The following is an 18,318-nucleotide window of genomic DNA, read 5'->3' as shown; positions in this document are numbered from 1 at the left end:
AAAAATAAAGATGCAATCTTACTTCTGAGTGTTATCATGGGGTAATTATGCGTGGTTAATCTCTAGCTCTCATCTTGCTTTGAATCATCCTCCAATTTAGAATGGATAGCCATTCGTTGAAAAACTTTGACTCGATCAAATTGTACAAGTAAATGCTTTGTACGCTTTTCAAGCTTATATTTTAATAAGAACGCCCTTTGAATACGGTATTCAAATGCTTTTGGGCTAACATCCACAATAATCTCTTGGCCGTTCATAAAGAGCACCTTTGTTTGCTTTTTATCAACCGCGATATAGTCGTCGATATGATGCACAGCAAACCAAATGCATTCAGGATGTAAGGGCGACTTACTAGGGAACCATAAAATATTAAAACGCTCATGGACAACAATAGGATTTTTATTCAGCTTACCTAATATCATCTTAGAGCCATCAAATGCCCCTCGTAGGCTAGATCCAAAATAACGAAGATTAAAATCCATTAATCTCGTAGGTGATAATTTAGAAATATATTGAAAGTCTCTTTCAATTACACGTGTACATAAATTTCCAAAGGCATCATACTCAGGCATATACAACATCGTTTCACTACTCATAATGTCTCCACAATTATAATGCAATGATTACTCCTCCTTAAATAGCATGTCTATTATCTGAATTAAAAAGGAATGTACATGTATCTTGTTGTAACCTATGTACTTCCTCGAGCTTACCCTCGAGAGTTTTGTCTACTGAAGATCTATTCACCTCCCTTTTAGTCAAAAAAAGAAAGTTCACGTGGACTTATTGAAATCATTCAGTAATTTGCTATACTATTCACTTTCATTGTACTAAATACCTATTGTTACAATTATTGTATACCCTTAATTATCTATTGTCTATTAATTCTGACTTTTAGCTCCATATTTTCTAGGAATAGATAAAAAAAAGATCAACTCAACTATCCGTTGAATTGATCTTTTACTTTTATTTATTGACCTGCACCATGACAGTTTTTAAATTTCTTGCCACTACCACATGGGCATAAATCATTTCGACCAATATTTTCTGCCTTACGTACAGGTTGTTTTTTCGGTGCTGGAGAACCGTCTTCTTTCGGATTCACAGCCTGACCTTTGGCAACCTCTTCACGTTCTAAGTTACTGCGAATTTCGGCTTTCATCGCATATTTCGCTACATCTTCACGAATGGAAGCGACCATATCCTCAAACATAGCAAAGCCTTCTTGTTGATATTCGCGTAATGGATCATTTTGACCATAAGCACGTAAGTGTATCCCTTGTCGTAATTGATCCATTGCGTCAATATGGTCAATCCACTTCGTATCAATCGAACGCAATAAGATAACTTTTTCAAACTCACGCATACGCTCTGGTGTAAGCTCTGCTTCTTTTTCATCATAGCGTTGGTGCACAGCGTCGGAAATAAGTGCAATAATGTCTTCAGCAGATTTACCTTGGAAATCAGCTACTTTTAATGTACCCTCTTCTAATAGATTTGCGGACACATAATCCTCAATTGCTTTTAAGTTCCAATCGTTCTGCTGCTCTCCTTGTGTATAAAGGCCAACAACATTATCAATGGATTCCTGAATCATGGACTCTACAAGTACACGCATATTTTCTGTTTCTAAAACATCATAACGTTCTTTGTAAATAATCTCACGTTGCTGACGTAAAACATCATCATATTGTAATAAACGTTTACGTGCATCGAAGTTATTCCCCTCAACACGTTTCTGCGCTGATTCTACAGCTCTTGATACTACTTTCGATTGTAATGGTTGAGAATCATCCATTCCTAATCGCATCATCATCGACTTCATATTGTCAGAGCCAAAGCGACGCATTAAATCATCTTCCAACGACAGATAGAATTGCGTAACCCCTGGATTCCCTTGACGTCCAGAACGACCACGTAGCTGATTATCGATACGACGTGATTCGTGACGCTCTGTACCGATGACTGCTAAACCACCAATTTCTAATACGCCTTCACCAGGTTTAATATCAGTACCACGACCAGCCATATTCGTTGCAATCGTAACGGCACCTTTTAAACCAGCATTGGCGATAATTTCCGCTTCGCGTTCATGGTTTTTGGCATTCAATACGTTATGTGGAATTTTATGTTTATTAAGCAACTGCGAAATAATTTCCGATGTTTCAATTGCAACTGTACCGACAAGTACAGGTTGTCCTGCCTTATGGCGTTCAGCAATGTCAGCCGCCACCGCTTTATATTTCCCTTCCATCGAAGCGAAAATTAAATCTGGACGGTCATCACGCGCGATAGGCTTATTCGTCGGAATCGCAATAACACTCATATTGTAAATATTACGGAACTCTTCTTCTTCTGTTTTCGCTGTACCTGTCATACCCGCAAGTTTCTGATACATACGGAAATAGTTTTGGAATGTAATTGTAGCCATTGTCATCGATTCATTTTGAATCTCAACGCCCTCTTTAGCTTCAATTGCTTGATGGAGGCCATCCGAATAGCGACGCCCTTTCATTAAACGTCCTGTAAAGCCGTCAACAATGACAATTTCGCCATCTTGGACTACATAGTCAACATCATTATGCATACTCACATGTGCCTTCAGTGATTGGTTAATAGCATGATTTAATCGTACATGTGTTAAATCAAATAAATTGTCGATACCAAATGCTTTTTCGGCTTTTTCTACACCAGCATCCGTTAACGTAACACCTTTTGTCGACTCTTCATATGTGTAATCTGTATCTGCACTTAACATGCGGACAAATGCATTCGACTGCTTGTACAATTGTGCTGATTTCCCAGCCTGACCCGAGATAATTAATGGCGTACGTGCTTCATCAATTAAAATCGAGTCAACCTCATCGATAACAGCATAATGTAACGGACGTTGCACACGTTCTTCTTTATAGAGCACCATATTGTCACGTAAATAGTCAAACCCTAACTCATTGTTTGTACTATACGTAATATCCGCTTCATATGCAGCGCGCTTCTCTTCTTTTGACAAACTGTTTAAATTTAAACCTACAGTAAGACCTAAGAAATTATACAGTTGGCCCATCTCAGCAGCGTCACGACTAGCCAAATATTCATTGACTGTTACAACATGCACGCCTTTGCCAGTAATAGCATTTAAATAAACCGCCATCGTCGCTGTTAACGTTTTACCTTCACCGGTTTTCATCTCTGAAATATTACCTTCATCAAGTGAAGCAGCACCCATGATTTGCACGCGGAAAGGATACATGCCTAATACACGTTTGGACGCCTCACGACTCACCGCAAAAGCTTCAGCACGAATAGAATCTAATTTTTCGCCATCTGCATAACGCTTTTTAAATTCTTCTGTCTTCGCTTGTAGTTGGTCATCTGAAAGCTGTTCCATTTGAGAAGCGAATCCCTCAACTTGGTCAGCGATTTTTTCTAATTTTTTTAACTCACGTTTATTGAAATCAAATAATTTATTTAATAGGTTTGCCATGAATATTTTTCACTTCCTATACGAGTCTCAAATTTCATTTTACCATTGTGTAACAGTTTCATGCAAACAGTGTCCTTAAAGCACTAACTGAAATGGGATAAAGTAAGTTTAATTCACGATCTTTTCTATCTTTTATGTAATAAGCGTGTTATACAGATCAAAATTTTGCTAGTCGTATCGCAAGATTTAAATCATGAGCAGATGTAACACTCAAAAAAGCCTCCCGCAAAAGCGAGAGGCTTCCATCATATATAATTTAAGTTGTTTCGATTAAGCCGTACTTCCCATCTTTACGTTTGTAAACAATGTTTGTACCATTTGATTCAGCATCAGTGAAAATATAGAAATCATGTCCTAACATATTCATCTGTAACACCGCTTCTTCTTGATCCATCGGTTTTAAATCAAATTGTTTTGTACGTACAATAGAATACTCGTCATCCTCTGTTACTGTATCAGCTACAGCTTGTGTTGTAGCAAAATAAAGTCCTGCACCTTCACGCTCACGGAATTTACGGTTTACTTTAGTTTTATGTTTGCGAATTTGTCGTTCTAATTTATCGACAATTAAATCGATCGCAGCATACATATCGTTATGACGTTCTTCTGCACGAAGTGTTAAGTTTTTCATTGGAATTGTAACTTCCACTTTTGTTTGTTTGTCATTGTAAACCTTTAAATTTACGTTAGCATTGGCGTTAACATCTTCGTTAAAATAACGTTCAACTTTTTCGATTTTATTTTCAACATACTCTCGAATAGCTGGAGTTACCTCAATATTTTCACCGCGAATGTTAAAGTTTAACATGTAAACTCCTCCTTTATAACTGCTATACTTTATATTTCTACACAAGTGTGTGAAATTCCTCTAAAATAATTCTTTTTTTCACAAGAAATTTTAAGAATTGATTTTTTTCATCTTGGCTTCGGCTGCCTCTTTTTTACGGCGGGCTTTTAGCTCATCAACAATCAAATCCTCGACAGCACCCTGATTATTGAAAAACACGCCATATTGTTTCCCATTGCCATAAGGGCGGCTCCAAATAACCTCTCCGTATACACGAATTTCTCTTGTATCCAAAACAAAACGCAAATCAAGTGGTGCAGGACGTAAACCTAAATCGACCTCGGTAAACATCTTTAATCCCCTCGGACTAATATCTAACAAATCAGCGATTGCCGTTTGTGCATGATTCACTTTGCCATTTTCATATACCGCAAAGGTCATATTAACAGGCTCGTCAAATTTAAACCGGAAGCCTTCTTGACGTTTAAATTTCATTTTCCCCACCCCAATACTTTTCAAACATATCATTAGCTTGATTATGACATGAATGAATGATTTTCATCTAGAGGGAATTAGTAACATATTTGACCATTTAATGACCTAATTTATAACTAGATGGACTATTTCCCTTGTCGAATTTTGTGTTATCGTAATTACACTATCTATTACAAAGAAAAGAGACCATCATCTAGCGATGGTCTCTAATTTTTTTATTAAACTTGTGCATTATTCCCATTACCGAATTGTTGCTGTCGATTAATGCGAATCACTTCTTTCCATGTATCACGGAATTCCGTCACAAATCCTTCAACTTCTTCAATGATACTAACATCATTTTTAATATTTGCTTCTACTAAACGACGATTCATATATTCATAAAGAGCAAACATATTTTTCGACACTTCAATGTCCATATTAAGTGTTGCCATAAGCTCACTAATAATCGCTTGTGCTTTTATTAAATTTGTATTTTTTTCTTGAATATTCTTATCTTGAATCGCAAGTTTAGCTTTACTTAAGAACTTTAAACACCCATTATAAAGCATTAATGTAAGCTCTCCAGGTGAAGCAGTTGTGACACTATTTTGCTTATACGCGTTTTGTGCTGTTAAATTTGCTGCCAAGAATGGACAACTCCTTTTAGATGTTACTTATTTACTATTTTAAACCATTTAACGAAGAAAAGCTAATGGTGAAATTAATTTTTCTTGTCGTAATACATCCCGTCCATAACACGGACATTGCCATATGGATTAAAATATTGCGCTTCACTTTTTTTCGTTTTTTGAAGGTTTGCCATATCCTGCTTTACTGCGCTCATTACAGCAGCCAATCGTTCTTTAATACCATTATCTAATTCAAGCAAAGTACGATGAACACGATCTTGTTCATCAAAATGAAAACCTTCTTGTTTTAAAGCATTGATAATTATTCCGCGCTTGTCCAACATATTATTAATCGTATCTACATAGTCATCACGCTCTTCGCCAATAGGGATATCACCTAATAATTTATATAGATTCGCAGATGCCTGCAATAGTTGATTTGTTAGTTGCATAAACTTCTCCTACCTTGCTTAATTAAAAACTTGATCATCCTTGCGCGAACATGCTTGATTGAGAATTCGCTTTATTAATCGCTTGTTCCATTGCAGTAAATTGCTTCCAATAACGCGACTCGATATCTTCAAGTTTTCGCTTCCAAGTACTAATTCGACTTTCTGTATCTACCAAGTTTTTCCCGATAGCATATTGCGCGTCAGTCATTGTAGAGCGACCAGCTTTTTTCTCAATAGTAATTTCGAACGATTTCATAGATTCACGTAATTTATCGATATAACCACGTGTATCGACCGTTTTTCCATCTACTATATCTTCTTTTTTACCTTCACTATTTTTAAACAATTTTTCAACTGCATCTGGATCTTCTTCTAAAACTTTGCGCAATTTTGTTTCATCGATTTGCAATGAACCGCCATCATTATAGTTTTTAGAGGTAGTTATTCCAATACTAAATAACGTATTATATTTAGAATCGATAGCAGGATTAGATTGATACACTAATGAACGCATGTTAGATAGTCCTTCACGGATAAGCGTATCTCCTCGAAGTAAGCCACTCTTAGCTTTTTCTTCCCAAAGTTTAATTTCATTTTCGGACATACCTTCTTTTTGCTCGCTCGTTAATGGTTTATAATCACGGTATTTTGTTTCTTTCGTTTGATCATTTAAATCTTTTATAAAGCCATTATAAGTAGTGACAAATTCTTTAATTTTATTCATAATATCGTCAACATTGGTTGTTGAAGTCATTGTCACCGCTTGCGCTTTTGGTGCGGCATTGACCTTTGTGTCGTCTACACTACCATCAGGATTTAAAATACCAGCTGCATTAGCATCTGCTTTTGCTGCAGTTTGCGTACTCGTAGCCTCATTTAAACGTGTAACCGCTGCTTTTTCATCAGCATCTGCAGTTAAGTAATCTTTACGCAAAATATTTTGTTCCGCTAGTGCATTAAATTCAGCCTTTTTCTGGGGTTCTAAATTATTCCAAATTTCTTTTTGTTCTGTCGTTAAATCTTCAACTCTCTTAGAACCATCTTGCAAACCTTTAATTAAAGTATCGCCCAATTGACTATACTTTTGTTTTAAATCATCTGCTTGCGCTTTTTCAGAATATGTTTTTAACGTTGCAGAATCAGTTGCAATTAAATTAGTTAAATCACCTTTACTTAATGATTTTAAAGCATCTTTCACTTCTTGTGTAAATTCCGTATTATCGTCTATATCTTTATGAATTTTATCAATTGAATCATTGCTGTTATACGAGAAGCGTTTTAAAGCATCAATAGCATTTTGATCAAAATCTTTTAATTTTGTACCATACTTTGCATAATCAGCTTGAGCTTTAAAATCTGTTAGCTGGTCTTTGTTGGTAAATAAAACATCTAGGGCACTATTTGATAAATCTTTTAATTTTGCTTTACTTTCATCACTTAAAGTACTTCCATCGATATTGTCTTTGATTCCTTGTACGGATGACTGGTTTTTAATGAAATCTATTTCATCTGTTGATAAATTTCTCCATGTATCACTTCCAAGTTTATTGTATTGCACTTGTTGTGACAAAGATAATGTATTACCAAAAGCGGTTGTATATGCCGTTTCATGATTAGCTGTGTAACTATTTATATCACTAGCACCATAAGCATTTTGCTTAGTTATAAGATTTGCTTGTTTAGTTGCTAAATTGTCAGTAGCATTTTTAAATTCTTCAACAGCGGCTTTATATTTATCTGAAATCGTTTGAAGACCATTGAATGTATCTTTTAACGTTACATTATAGCCTGAAATCAAAAACGTATTTGTTGTACGTTCTGTTGCTATACCGTTCACAGTGAAAATAGCATTTTTCCCTTCTGTATTTTGAATTTTACTAGGGTCGGCAAATCCTAACTTATTGAAAATATCTACTCCACCTGTAACTTTGATTTCCTCATCACCTTTAACATCACCAGTGTTTTTGGCAGTAAAGGAGAATCGACCATTTTCAAATACAGCGTCAATCCCTGCATTACTAGAATTCACCTTGCTAATAAACTGATTGACAGTCATATCAGAAGTAATTTCAATTTTTGTTGCCTCACTTGCTAATTGACCGTTCTTTTGAATAGCTTTAAACTCAATAGTCCCTGTTGCCCCTAAATCAGCCATTTTCGTAGAACCTACAGCATTTACTTGCTCCCCTACTTTACGAGCAGCAGTAGCTAATTGTGAAACACCTTCAATTGAAAGTGAGCCAGCAGCACTGCCTGTTGCAGTAGCAGATACTAAATTAGAATTTGAACTTGCCGCAGTTTTAGAAATAAGACTCTTTAATACTAGATTATCTGAAATATACGTATCGAATGTTTTAAGCTTTGTATTCACACCGCGATATGCATCACGTTGCCATTCATAAGTTTGTTTCTTTTGGTATAATTTGTTTAATGGTGCTTTTTCAGCATTCATTAATTTTTTTACAATTGAATCTATATCCATTCCTGATGCTAATCCACCGATTCGATTTACCATTTTAATTTCCTCCTAAATATGCTTATATTTTTTCGTCTACAATCATTCCTAATAACTTTTGCATCTCATAAAAAGCATCCAAAAGTTTTTTAGGAGGAATTTCCTTCACAACTTCTTCTGTTTTAGTATCCACAACTTGTACAAAATAACGTTCTAACCCGTCGTGTAAAACAAATTTAGAAGCATTATGATTGATTTGTAAAAATTCATTTACAGTATCTACTGCATGTTGCAGCTTCTCTTTAGATATTTCTTGTACGTCAGCAGTTTGTAGATTTTCTCCTTGTGATTGCGTTACTAATTGAGACTTACTAGTAGTCATCGTAGTTTCCTCTATTACTGTTTTCTTCACAACTGTAGATGACGCTGCAGTTCCTACATCTGTAGATTGTCCTTGAGCTGCAATACGCATAATATGTAACCTCCTAAACATTTCTTATTCTTATATTTAATATCGGAAGTTTTTAGGAATGTTTCACTTTTTCTCTAGAAGTACTTTGATTTGTTTGTATGACTTCAAAAGAAAAAGCCTCTCGATCAAATAATTCTTTCTTGAACAAGAGGCCTTCGATTCTATTTAATTTTAAATTATCTCACTGTATTATTATTTTACGACTGTAATTTTATTGCTCTTTGAATAGTTATATCTACATATTTCTCTAATTTATCAATAAATTGTACTGATACATCGTCTAATGTTTTTAAGTCTAATAATTGCGCTTCATAATGCTCTAAATCAACTAATCCATTGTCAGTTACATTAGATTTGGTCTTAAATCTAAAAATATGTTCAGCATCTGTAATAGCAACTAGATAAGGTTGATTAGGGTGTATTGTTTCCGTTATGGCTGTATCACGCCCGTTACCTCCAAAATCTTTTAATACAACACCTTCATTACTATCTAACTTAATGTCAACAAGTTTAGCAATTGTAGGGAAAATATCAACAATGGAACATAATTCATTACTAATTTTCCCTTCAACTTTTCCACCTGCCAACATAAATGGGACCTTACGTCTTGGTTCATGTAAGAGAAAGTCGTCTTCTTTTAAATAAGTTTGTCCATGATCAGCTACTAAAGCAACAATAATATTTTCTTTGCCAAAACTTGATTCAAGATAACTATATAGTGAGGATAAATGTAAATCTACTCGTTTTAATTCTGATTCGTACTTTTTAATTTTATTTGGGTCATAAGAAGATAATACAGAAGTTGCCCCAAGATTTTTATTTTGTCTATATTTAGCTGAAACATTGACTTGACTCATTAAATCATTATTTATTTCATCTGCGACATCATGTAAATCCATTAAGCTAATCCATAAAAAATGATTATTATTTTTAAAAGTCTCTAAATGTTCTATTGCCTCTCCAACTACTTCTCCAGCTGTAAAGCCTCCTGCATAATTTTGATATAAAATTCGATCCATTCCCTCTAAATAACCATAGGTAGGTGTAACACGCCAGTCATTATTAATTTGAGCAGTCAAATATCCTTTTTCTTGAAAATTTTTAGTGAATAGATGATTATATTTGTTTAATTCGAAATGCTTTGAAGGATGGTAAAGACTGTGATGTAAGGTAGTTTTTCCAGTGTACATACTGGCAACACTCGGTAAAGTCCAGTCTCCAGTAGTATAACAATTATTATTTATATAGCCATTTGAAAAAAAGTTATATGTACGAGGCATTAAATTGTGTAATTCCTCTTCTATTACACTATTAGCTAGACCATCTACAAAAAGAGTAATTACAGCTCGAGCTGGTTTTAAAGTAGGTTTCAAATTAACTGGTTTTCCAACAAAAAAAGGTTTACTCGACGTTACTTTATATTCACCTACATCAGTAAATGTAAAATAATTAAATTGGTTTGACCTTAAAACATTTCTTGGGAAACGATAATTAATTTTTGGACCTTCCACTACTATTTCATCATATTGTTCAAATAATGCTACTGGTAAAGTTGTTACATTATTAATAGCAAAAGAAAAGGAATCAGTCGCTTTTCCTTGTAACAGTTCAGTTTTAAAAAAGAAACGTGATGATTTATCAATATTCAACACATTTAGCGACTTATACATTTCTGTAAAGTATTCATTGCCGGCTGAATCTTTTACTACTTTTTTCACAAGACTTTCATTAAAGCGATTAATTGGATAGGTGCTTTCGTTTTCTTCTATAAGAATCAATTTAGTATAATCTAAAACTGCCCTGAGTTGATCAGGAATTAGAGTAGAATCTTCTTTTATTTTATCTATTACTTGATTCAAATTTTCCGTCGCTAATTCACGATCTTCCTCAGAATCCGCCAACTTCACACATCGTGCAAACATCCATAAGCTATCAATATGCTCCCCAATTGCACTTTTTAAGATTGCCAAATTATACACAATTTCAAATGAAAAAGGATATTCTTTTAATGCCTCTTCCTCTAGTAACGTTATTCCTAGCTGATACTCACTAAGTAGATAATAATAGTTTGCAAATAGGGAATAATACGATTCATTTCTTATACTTGTTGCATCTAATTTATCCTTAGCTTCTGAAAATAATCCTTCATTTAAGAGCAAAGTGATTTCGTCTTTAAATTTTTTCAAAGCAGTTATATTAACATCTTTCAAAAATATCACTCTTTCAGTATTTTTATAAACAACCTAGTTCTTTTTAAGAATAATTCTAGCTAAAAAGGGATTTTCGTTTTTGTAAATAGAAAACCCTCTTCCTTTTGAGAACTCTTGAATAGAAAATCCTAATTTTATTAACTTGGTAATTAGCAAATCTGTATCTATATATCTTCTGTAATGATCATCAAAAACTTTGTCTAATTCCTCATCTTCTTTGGTTCTAAATTCAGCTACTATTTCACAAGGAATTTGAATATTCGCAAGAATGCTTTGAAAAATCAAATTTTCAGTTTCTTCTGTAATTGCATGTAAGAAAAACCTAGTATAAAACAAAATTTCTTTTTCTTGCGATATTGAAATATCATTAAATTTAGCCATTAATTTTTGAACTTCATTCACATCACTTAAATCAACACAGGCAAAATATATATTATTTGTATCAAAATGTTTTTTCATTATGTCATTATTTATTTTTATTACTTCTTCAGACCCATCAATACCAATAACATCAAAACCATTTTTAGCAAAATAAAATGTATCTTTTCCAGTTCCACAGCCCAAATCAATAAGAATTACATTTTTAATATTCTGTTCCCTTTTCTTTAAAATGAAATCACTGAAAGTTGATGATTCAGTTAAATCTACTCTATCTTTATAAAAATCTTCCCAGTATTGCTTATTTATATAACTCATGAAAAATTCCCCATTCTTATCCATATGGTATTACAACAAATACCTATTTTAAGTATATAAGTATCGGATAGAAAAAACTTTAATCTAAAATATTACTGCACTATGCTTTTGCCTTTTATTAAAGCAATTAAATTAATCTTATTTTACCATAATATACTGAATCTACCCACTTACCTTCCGTCCAATGCGTATCTTTAAATCGACCTTCTTGAGTAAATTCAAGCTCTTTAAAAAATTTTATCTTTGCTTCATCAATAGAATAAATTTCTGCCCATAGTCTATGTAGATTCAGCTCTTCAAATCCATACTTCTCCATTAATTGTGCAGCTTCGATTGCAAATGAAGCGTCAATATAAAGATTATTCTTACCTATATAAATACTAAAATCTGCATTTCGATTAACCCAATCAATATAACAAAGACCACATGCACCAATTAACTTTTCTGTTGCTAGCTCAACAATTGCAAACATTATCGTATTCGGGTCATTTATTACATACTTTTCAAACCACAGTAACTGGTTTTCGCTATTTAGTTCACGATACTCTCGAAAAAAACGTCGAAACTCAGGATTATTACGCCATTGAAGTAGTTGAGTTAAATCTGTTTTCTCAATCGCACGCAATCCTACTAAATTACCTTTCAACATTCATATCACCTCGGTAAATTGGTTGTCCCGCAAGTTTATTAACCTTTAATCTTTTACCAACTACTAGGCTTTTTTCATATGGAAAATAAATATTATCAGGAGCTGGTCGTAAAAATTCAAGATCTTCAGCACAAATAATATCGCCAAGTTTTTTTTCTTTATTTAAATAGATTCCTCTACGTTGAACTATCGCTGTTTCTTGCTCATTGTTCTCAATGATTTTTACTCCATTACCTAATGAGCTCTCAAGTTCTCTTGCGTTTTTGATCATATCTCTCCAAGTATAAGGGTTCATAGAAAATGGGTGATCTGGCCCTTTTCTATTGTTATCATCGGTAAAATGTTTTTCAATGACCCTTGCACCTAGGGTTATAGCACCCAGCACAGTTGCATGTCCTGGTGTATGATCAGACAATCCTAAAATCATATTAGGATACATTGTATTATATGTTTTTAAAACATTTAAATTTATGTATTTAAAGTTTTCAATATCCCCTGTGTAATTAGTATTACATTGCATTAATATGACCTTATCATTGTATTTTATAATTTCTTCTACTGCACGCTGTACATCTGTAAAATTAGACGCCCCTGTTGCAAGAAGAGTAGGTTTATTTTTCTTGGCTATATGTTGAATAAAGTCTATCCATGTAATATCACCAGAGCCAATTTTATATACATCTACCAAAGAATCAATTTCTTCTACTGCTTCAATATCATACGGTGTTGTAAAAAAATCAATTCCTGCTAAATCTGCTTCTTTTTTTAATTCATAATTCCAATCACGCTTTAACTCATAGTCTTTAAAAACTTCAAAAACGCTTTTTTCCCAATTGGCTTGATGGCTTGACTGGTTTAAATGCTGAAAACCGTAATCACTGACAATTTTTTCAGCTTTAAAATGCTGAAATTTTACAGCGTCAGCTCCAGCTTCTTTACAAAGCCAAATTAGCTCCTTAGCTCTTCCCAAATCTGCATCATGGTTGGATGCGATATCTGCTATAAAATAAGTCGGATTATTTATGGAGATAGACTTACCACTAATTGTTATTTCACTTAGGTAATTCATACAAAACACCTTCTTTATATCTTTTTACAACCCAATCTACTACTTCTTTTGATGTTGGTATTTTATCTTTTCCTATCAAGTTAGCTAACTTTTGTATATCTAAGCCCAATGAGTCAGCTCTTTTCACTTCCTGCCTTAAATTTTGGAGCGTGTCTTCATATACTAAATGCTTTTTTCCTAACTTTTCTGCAATTTCAGTAATAAATTCATATTTTGATACTACATCTGAAGCACCTATATTAACTACACCAGTTACTTGTTTTAGAATTAACTCATACAAAATTTCAGAAAAACGCTCCACATCAATACTCGACGTATAAAAATCTGTAAATGCATGTATCTTTTTATTTTCTTCTAATGAATTTAATATCCATTCAATAAAAGTTGGTTTTCCTTCTTGTCCTTTAAAACCTACTATATTAGTCCTAACTATTAATGTCTTCTCATATAAATTTGTCAAAACTTCCCCAATATATTTCGTACGAGCATATTCATTCAACAATTGAACACTATCATCTTCATTATGAACATTATTATTATCACCTAAATAATAATGATCGGTTGAAATTTGTATATAATAGATATTTAATTTATCACACATACCTGCTAATATCGCTGGGAGTCTACTGTTGATTAAATAAGCTTGTTCAGGATTGTTTTCACACTCCAGTAAATTTATAATAGCAGTTGTATTAATAACAACATCCGGTTGCTCTTTAAGAATGAAAGTTGTTAATCTCTCTAAATCTTCAAGTAAATCGACTTGAAGATCAGCCTTTGCTCTAGCAGCTGTTACTACCTTCTGGTTCTTTTTATTTAGCACTTGAACTAACATTTTACCAAGCATTCCATTTGAACCTATTATTAAATATTTCAATGCTACTCACCTAATTTTTTTTGCTCAATATGTTCATTTATTTTTATAAGCGATGGTTCTTTTGTTAATTTTTCTAATAGCATATCTAAATCAAAATCCGGATTTTTTGGATACAAATCATTAAGTAGAATTGATATTAATTCTAGATCTTCAGGAGTATCCACAGTGAGCCGCAGATTACTTTGGTCTCCCCTCTCTAGAGTATATTGACCAATATTATATTTTGTTGAGTTTAAATAAAAATAAGGAGTTACATGCTCTCGTTCATACTCCAAACTAGCATTCATAAATGCTTCAGTTAATATCTCCATTGAAAATACTTCAGTATCCATACCTCTAGGGAATGTTCTCAATTGAGTATTTGATACATAATCATACTCATTATCTAAATACATTTGGATAATATTATTAATAATTACGGGGTCTATTAAAGGACAATCAGATGTTATTCTCACTACTACATCAGCTTCATATTTCAGGGCAGCGTGATAATAACGTGCTAATACATCACTCTCTGAACCAATAAAATAATCAATACCTAACTCATTACATAAATTCACAATTCCTTCATTTCCATAAGGCGTAGTTGCTATTACCACTTGATCAATTAAAGAGGCTTTTTCCATCCTTTCTATTTGATAGGCTAAAAGAGGCTTTCCATTTACTTCTTTTAACACCTTACCTGGTAATCTTGTAGAACCCATTCTTGCTTGTACAATAGCTACTATTCTCACTGCCATCAACTCTTTTATAGATTTTTTTAAATTAATTGTCTTAGCTGCTCAACTGTTAACCACTCTGTATTATTATCACTCGTATAAGCAAATCCTTCAGGCAATGCTTTACCTGCATTTAATTGCTCTTGAGCAAACCAAGCAAGCTCCGGTTGGATAACATAATAATTATCAAACTCTAATGTATGACGAGCATCATCTTCCATAATCATCGCTTCATGTAATTTCTCACCTGGACGAATACCGATTATTTCTATTTCGCATTCAGGTGCAACCGCTTTTGCTAAATCTGTTACCTTCATGCTCGGAATCTTTGGTACAAAAATTTCTCCACCGTTCATCCGTTCTAAATTATCTATTACAAATTGTACTCCCTGATCTAGAGTTATCCAAAAACGTGTCATACGCTCATCTGTAATTGGTAATTTACCTGTGTCTTTAATCTTTTTAAAAAATGGTACTACACTACCACGACTTCCTACTACGTTACCATAGCGTACAACAGCAAACCGTGTTTTCTTTTCTCCTACATATGCATTAGCAGCAACAAATAGTTTATCAGATGCTAGTTTTGTTGCACCATATAAATTCACTGGGCTACAAGCCTTATCTGTAGAAAGTGCAATTACCTTCTCAACACCACGGTCAATAGCAGCTTCAATAATATTTTGTGCACCATGAATATTGGTCTTTACCGCCTCAAACGGGTTATATTCACATGCATCTACATGCTTCATAGCTGCGGCATGAATGACAATATCCACACCATCAAATGCACGATATAATCGGTCTTTATCGCGCACATCACCAATAAAGAATCGAATACGTTCATCTTGGAATTCTTGTTTCATTTCATATTGCTTTAGCTCATCTCGACTAAAAACGATAACTTTTTTTACGCCTAATGTAAGTGCTTTTCCGATAAATTTCTTACCAAAAGAGCCTGTACCACCTGTTACTAATACCACTTTATCTGTTAAAACACTCATTGTATTTCCCCTTATCTATGTATCATATAAATATTATATCGGATAATTTTAACGTATTTCTACATTTGGATAATAAATATAATATTTAATGTATTATCGCTTCTTTTTTGTACAAATTTAGCTTTCAACCTCCGCAACCATTTTTCTACCAATATTTTAATTTTTATAGAAAATAAAAAACACTTTTTGATTTAAAATATACATTCAAAAAGTGTCCTTTAATTTAAATATCAGCTAATAACTATTATTTTCAAGCTTCTATTTGCTCAAAATATGGCAAGACTTCGTATTCAAAAATATCAGCTACAAGGACAAAATCCTGTTTTTCCAAACCTTCATTGATAAGATTTAAATATTCATCCAATTGATTTTTATCTAAATTCGTATTGACCCCTTGGCCAGTTAAAATTTCTTCCATTTGTTTAATCCAAGTAATACCTTCTGAGAAATTCAGGATTTCATTTAATGCTATGGAGATTTTATCAATTCTTAAATTATCTGCAATATATTGTATTCCTGCTGGTATTTTTGCTACATATTTAAAATATTCATCTACAATCTCTGTTTTATCCATGTTAACACCCTCCGAATTCATCTAATGCAACTCTAGTAAATTTTAAAGATTTTTCAGTTGCCTCTAACATATTTTCATAAAGATACATATTTTGTTTATGTATTTGTTTGAAATTATCTATTCTCTCACTTTGTTTTTTATCCGTAGTCATTCGCATTACATCCATAGTAATTGGATCAACAATCCTTTCCATTATAACTTGTGGATAATATTCCTTCAATTTTGAATCTATTTTATCTAATTTTTTTAAAGTACTAGTTGTAAAGACAGTATTAATTCTCTCTTCTTTTAAAAGATGAATTGCATCCACTAGTAATTTTTTGATTTTTAAATAAACTTGTATTTCTTGATTCATAAATTCTTTATAGTTTACTTAATTATCATTTATATATTTTTGCAATTCCAACTTAGTAATTTTATTTGTAGGATTAATATAACTTTCACAAAATGCTACGAAATCTATTTGTGGCATACCATTAATCTTTACACCACCTTCAGTACAATTATAGATTTTATGATGATGCTGTAAGTTTTGATATAATTTTTCTAAACTTTTTCTCATACTATTAAACTGGTGATTCGTCTTTACAGTTTCACCATAGTATCCTTCTACTTCAAATATCATATCTTTCTTGAAAAAATCATCTGTTAACTCACTGTAATGGTTATTATTTTCTGCGTGGGATTTATTGTTCGTATATGCAAGATCTTGTCCAATGATTGCTATAGGTCCCGTACTAATTTTACTTGCAACTTCTAATGCAGTAATAGCAACTGTACCACCAGTTGATAACATTGGTAAATCTTTACCAAGACCTTCTTTAATACGTTTTTGAATACTATCTTCTCCATAAAAACAAAAGCTATAGCGGTTTCCTTTAAAATCCCTTTCTATTTTCCATGCATTCCCTAATCCGTAAATTAAATCGAAATCATAACATTTAATGTTTTTAAAGTGTAAATAGTTACTTTCTCCACCATCCATTGTTACTACATAGTCAGGAATAATGGATGCAGCCAATAAGGAATTAATTGTAGAACCAGCACATATTATCAAACATTTATCTTTAATCTTTTTTAACAATGGTAATTGTTTCGTTAATGATGGTCCACCTGAAGCTAAGATTACTGGGCAATCATATTTATTGTAAAGTGCTTTTAAACTTTGGTCTTTATGAACATAGTATAAATTCATTATGTAATTTTCCTGCCATAAATCACCAAAGAATCTTATTGTATTTTCATTTACAATATCTTCAATTTGAATGTGACGAATAAAATCTAGAAATTCTTTATATTCATTATCAAAAATTTTATCGTAATTTGGTGAGAGTAGTATATTGACCTTACGATCAAAATCAGCAATATAATCTGCTGAACGCTTACAAAAGTCTTGTAAATCGGAAAAAACACCTTCAATTTCATCTTTATTCTCAATATTTAAACTACTAAACAAAGGATCGTATACTAATATATCAGTATTACCATACTTTTTTGCAATAGCATTAGCTATATACCCTAGACCATAACCAAATAGTATGTTTAAATATCCTTCTTTGTAGTTATTATTTATGTATTTTTCAGCTTCTGCTTCTGGATTGTAATTACTATGCAAATAGTACCCGTTAACTTTTGCATTTGGCATTTCGTTTTTTGTTTGTAAATAAATTATTTCTAAATCTTCCATAAGATCCTCCTTGCTTCACATAGTGAGGCCTCTCCTTGTAAGAAGAGTTTATTAAATATCTACTCTTTGTTTATATC

18 protein-coding genes are annotated in these 18,318 nt (G+C 32.8%); all 18 read right to left on the bottom strand.

The genetic code is table 11. The features are described 5' to 3' along the window. Window positions 1–62: 62 nt before the first annotated feature. A complete protein-coding gene (locus tag T479_RS03235) occupies window positions 63–620 on the bottom strand; it encodes a competence protein ComK (RefSeq protein WP_025218654.1) in 558 nt (185 codons plus the stop codon). A 350-nt stretch (window positions 621–970) separates the two neighbouring features. After that, window positions 971–3,484, bottom strand: coding sequence for a preprotein translocase subunit SecA (gene secA / locus T479_RS03230; protein ID WP_025218653.1), 2,514 nt, complete (start codon window positions 3,482–3,484; stop codon window positions 971–973). Window positions 3,485–3,740: 256 nt separating this feature from the next. Then, window positions 3,741–4,292, bottom strand: coding sequence for a ribosome hibernation-promoting factor, HPF/YfiA family (gene hpf, locus T479_RS03225; RefSeq protein ID WP_025218652.1), 552 nt, complete (start codon window positions 4,290–4,292; stop codon window positions 3,741–3,743). Window positions 4,293–4,382: 90 nt separating this feature from the next. Further along, complete coding sequence (locus tag T479_RS03220) at window positions 4,383–4,766, bottom strand: PilZ domain-containing protein (RefSeq protein WP_024362489.1); 384 nt, start codon at window positions 4,764–4,766, stop codon at window positions 4,383–4,385. 218 nt (window positions 4,767–4,984) lie between these two features. After that, on the bottom strand, window positions 4,985–5,395 hold the full coding sequence (gene fliS / locus T479_RS03215; protein WP_025218651.1) for a flagellar export chaperone FliS: 411 nt from the start codon (window positions 5,393–5,395) through the stop codon (window positions 4,985–4,987). 74 nt (window positions 5,396–5,469) lie between these two features. Next, window positions 5,470–5,829 carry a flagellar protein FliT gene (locus T479_RS03210; protein ID WP_025218650.1) on the bottom strand — a complete coding sequence of 120 codons (360 nt, stop codon included), beginning with the start codon at window positions 5,827–5,829 and terminating at the stop codon, window positions 5,470–5,472. Window positions 5,830–5,863: 34 nt separating this feature from the next. After that, window positions 5,864–8,344, bottom strand: a complete 2,481-nt coding sequence (gene fliD / locus T479_RS03205) for a flagellar filament capping protein FliD (protein ID WP_025218649.1) — start codon at window positions 8,342–8,344, stop codon at window positions 5,864–5,866. Between the two features lie 22 nt (window positions 8,345–8,366). Beyond that, entirely contained in the window at window positions 8,367–8,756 is a 390-nt protein-coding gene (flaG, locus tag T479_RS03200) for a flagellar protein FlaG (RefSeq protein ID WP_025218648.1), read from the bottom strand. 197 nt (window positions 8,757–8,953) lie between these two features. Beyond that, window positions 8,954–10,975 carry a sulfatase-like hydrolase/transferase gene (locus T479_RS03195; RefSeq protein ID WP_227665409.1) on the bottom strand — a complete coding sequence of 674 codons (2,022 nt, stop codon included), beginning with the start codon at window positions 10,973–10,975 and terminating at the stop codon, window positions 8,954–8,956. A gap of 24 nt (window positions 10,976–10,999) precedes the next feature. Next, entirely contained in the window at window positions 11,000–11,662 is a 663-nt protein-coding gene (locus T479_RS03190; RefSeq protein WP_025218646.1) for a class I SAM-dependent methyltransferase, read from the bottom strand. A 127-nt stretch (window positions 11,663–11,789) separates the two neighbouring features. Beyond that, window positions 11,790–12,311, bottom strand: coding sequence for a GNAT family N-acetyltransferase (locus T479_RS03185; RefSeq protein WP_038509420.1), 522 nt, complete (start codon window positions 12,309–12,311; stop codon window positions 11,790–11,792). Continuing rightward, entirely contained in the window at window positions 12,298–13,380 is a 1,083-nt protein-coding gene (locus tag T479_RS03180; RefSeq protein WP_025218645.1) for an N-acetylneuraminate synthase family protein, read from the bottom strand. Before T479_RS03180 ends, T479_RS03185 begins: the two co-directional genes overlap by 14 nt. Next, window positions 13,364–14,257: an SDR family oxidoreductase gene (locus tag T479_RS03175; RefSeq protein WP_025218644.1), complete on the bottom strand. Its 894-nt coding sequence runs from the start codon at window positions 14,255–14,257 to the stop codon at window positions 13,364–13,366. Before T479_RS03175 ends, T479_RS03180 begins: the two co-directional genes overlap by 17 nt. Window positions 14,258–14,259: 2 nt before the next feature. After that, window positions 14,260–14,991, bottom strand: a complete 732-nt coding sequence (locus T479_RS03170; protein WP_025218643.1) for a cytidylyltransferase domain-containing protein — start codon at window positions 14,989–14,991, stop codon at window positions 14,260–14,262. Window positions 14,992–15,017: 26 nt separating this feature from the next. Next, window positions 15,018–15,980 carry a UDP-N-acetylglucosamine 4,6-dehydratase (inverting) gene (pseB, locus tag T479_RS03165; protein WP_038509417.1) on the bottom strand — a complete coding sequence of 321 codons (963 nt, stop codon included), beginning with the start codon at window positions 15,978–15,980 and terminating at the stop codon, window positions 15,018–15,020. Between the two features lie 250 nt (window positions 15,981–16,230). Continuing rightward, the gene (locus tag T479_RS03160; RefSeq protein ID WP_025218642.1) at window positions 16,231–16,554 is read right to left on the bottom strand and encodes a DUF8042 domain-containing protein; all 324 of its coding nucleotides are present in this window, start codon (window positions 16,552–16,554) and stop codon (window positions 16,231–16,233) included. Between the two features lies 1 nt (window position 16,555). Then, the gene (locus T479_RS03155) at window positions 16,556–16,909 is read right to left on the bottom strand and encodes a hypothetical protein (protein ID WP_025218641.1); all 354 of its coding nucleotides are present in this window, start codon (window positions 16,907–16,909) and stop codon (window positions 16,556–16,558) included. Window positions 16,910–16,927: 18 nt separating this feature from the next. Then, a complete protein-coding gene (locus tag T479_RS03150) occupies window positions 16,928–18,241 on the bottom strand; it encodes a motility associated factor glycosyltransferase family protein (protein WP_025218640.1) in 1,314 nt (437 codons plus the stop codon). Between the last annotated feature and the right edge of the window lie 77 nt (window positions 18,242–18,318).

Origin of the sequence: Lysinibacillus sphaericus, from assembly GCF_000600105.1 — a bacterium.
Classification (GTDB): Bacteria; Bacillota; Bacilli; order Bacillales_A; family Planococcaceae; genus Lysinibacillus; species Lysinibacillus sphaericus.
Note: the sequence above shows the minus strand (reverse complement) of the source record. Positions and strands in the feature narration are given on the sequence as shown.

Coding starts and splice junctions, on each gene's coding strand:
- secA (WP_025218653.1), bottom strand. CDS start 3,484: ATGGCAAACCTATTAAATAAATTATTTGATTTCAATAAACGTGAGTTA.
- hpf (WP_025218652.1), bottom strand. CDS start 4,292: ATGTTAAACTTTAACATTCGCGGTGAAAATATTGAGGTAACTCCAGCT.
- T479_RS03220 (WP_024362489.1), bottom strand. CDS start 4,766: ATGAAATTTAAACGTCAAGAAGGCTTCCGGTTTAAATTTGACGAGCCT.
- T479_RS03210 (WP_025218650.1), bottom strand. CDS start 5,829: ATGCAACTAACAAATCAACTATTGCAGGCATCTGCGAATCTATATAAA.
- fliD (WP_025218649.1), bottom strand. CDS start 8,344: ATGGTAAATCGAATCGGTGGATTAGCATCAGGAATGGATATAGATTCA.
- flaG (WP_025218648.1), bottom strand. CDS start 8,756: ATGCGTATTGCAGCTCAAGGACAATCTACAGATGTAGGAACTGCAGCG.
- T479_RS03190 (WP_025218646.1), bottom strand. CDS start 11,662: ATGAGTTATATAAATAAGCAATACTGGGAAGATTTTTATAAAGATAGA.
- T479_RS03185 (WP_038509420.1), bottom strand. CDS start 12,311: ATGTTGAAAGGTAATTTAGTAGGATTGCGTGCGATTGAGAAAACAGAT.
- T479_RS03180 (WP_025218645.1), bottom strand. CDS start 13,380: ATGAATTACCTAAGTGAAATAACAATTAGTGGTAAGTCTATCTCCATA.
- pseB (WP_038509417.1), bottom strand. CDS start 15,980: ATGAGTGTTTTAACAGATAAAGTGGTATTAGTAACAGGTGGTACAGGC.
- T479_RS03160 (WP_025218642.1), bottom strand. CDS start 16,554: ATGGATAAAACAGAGATTGTAGATGAATATTTTAAATATGTAGCAAAA.
- T479_RS03155 (WP_025218641.1), bottom strand. CDS start 16,909: ATGAATCAAGAAATACAAGTTTATTTAAAAATCAAAAAATTACTAGTG.
- T479_RS03150 (WP_025218640.1), bottom strand. CDS start 18,241: ATGGAAGATTTAGAAATAATTTATTTACAAACAAAAAACGAAATGCCA.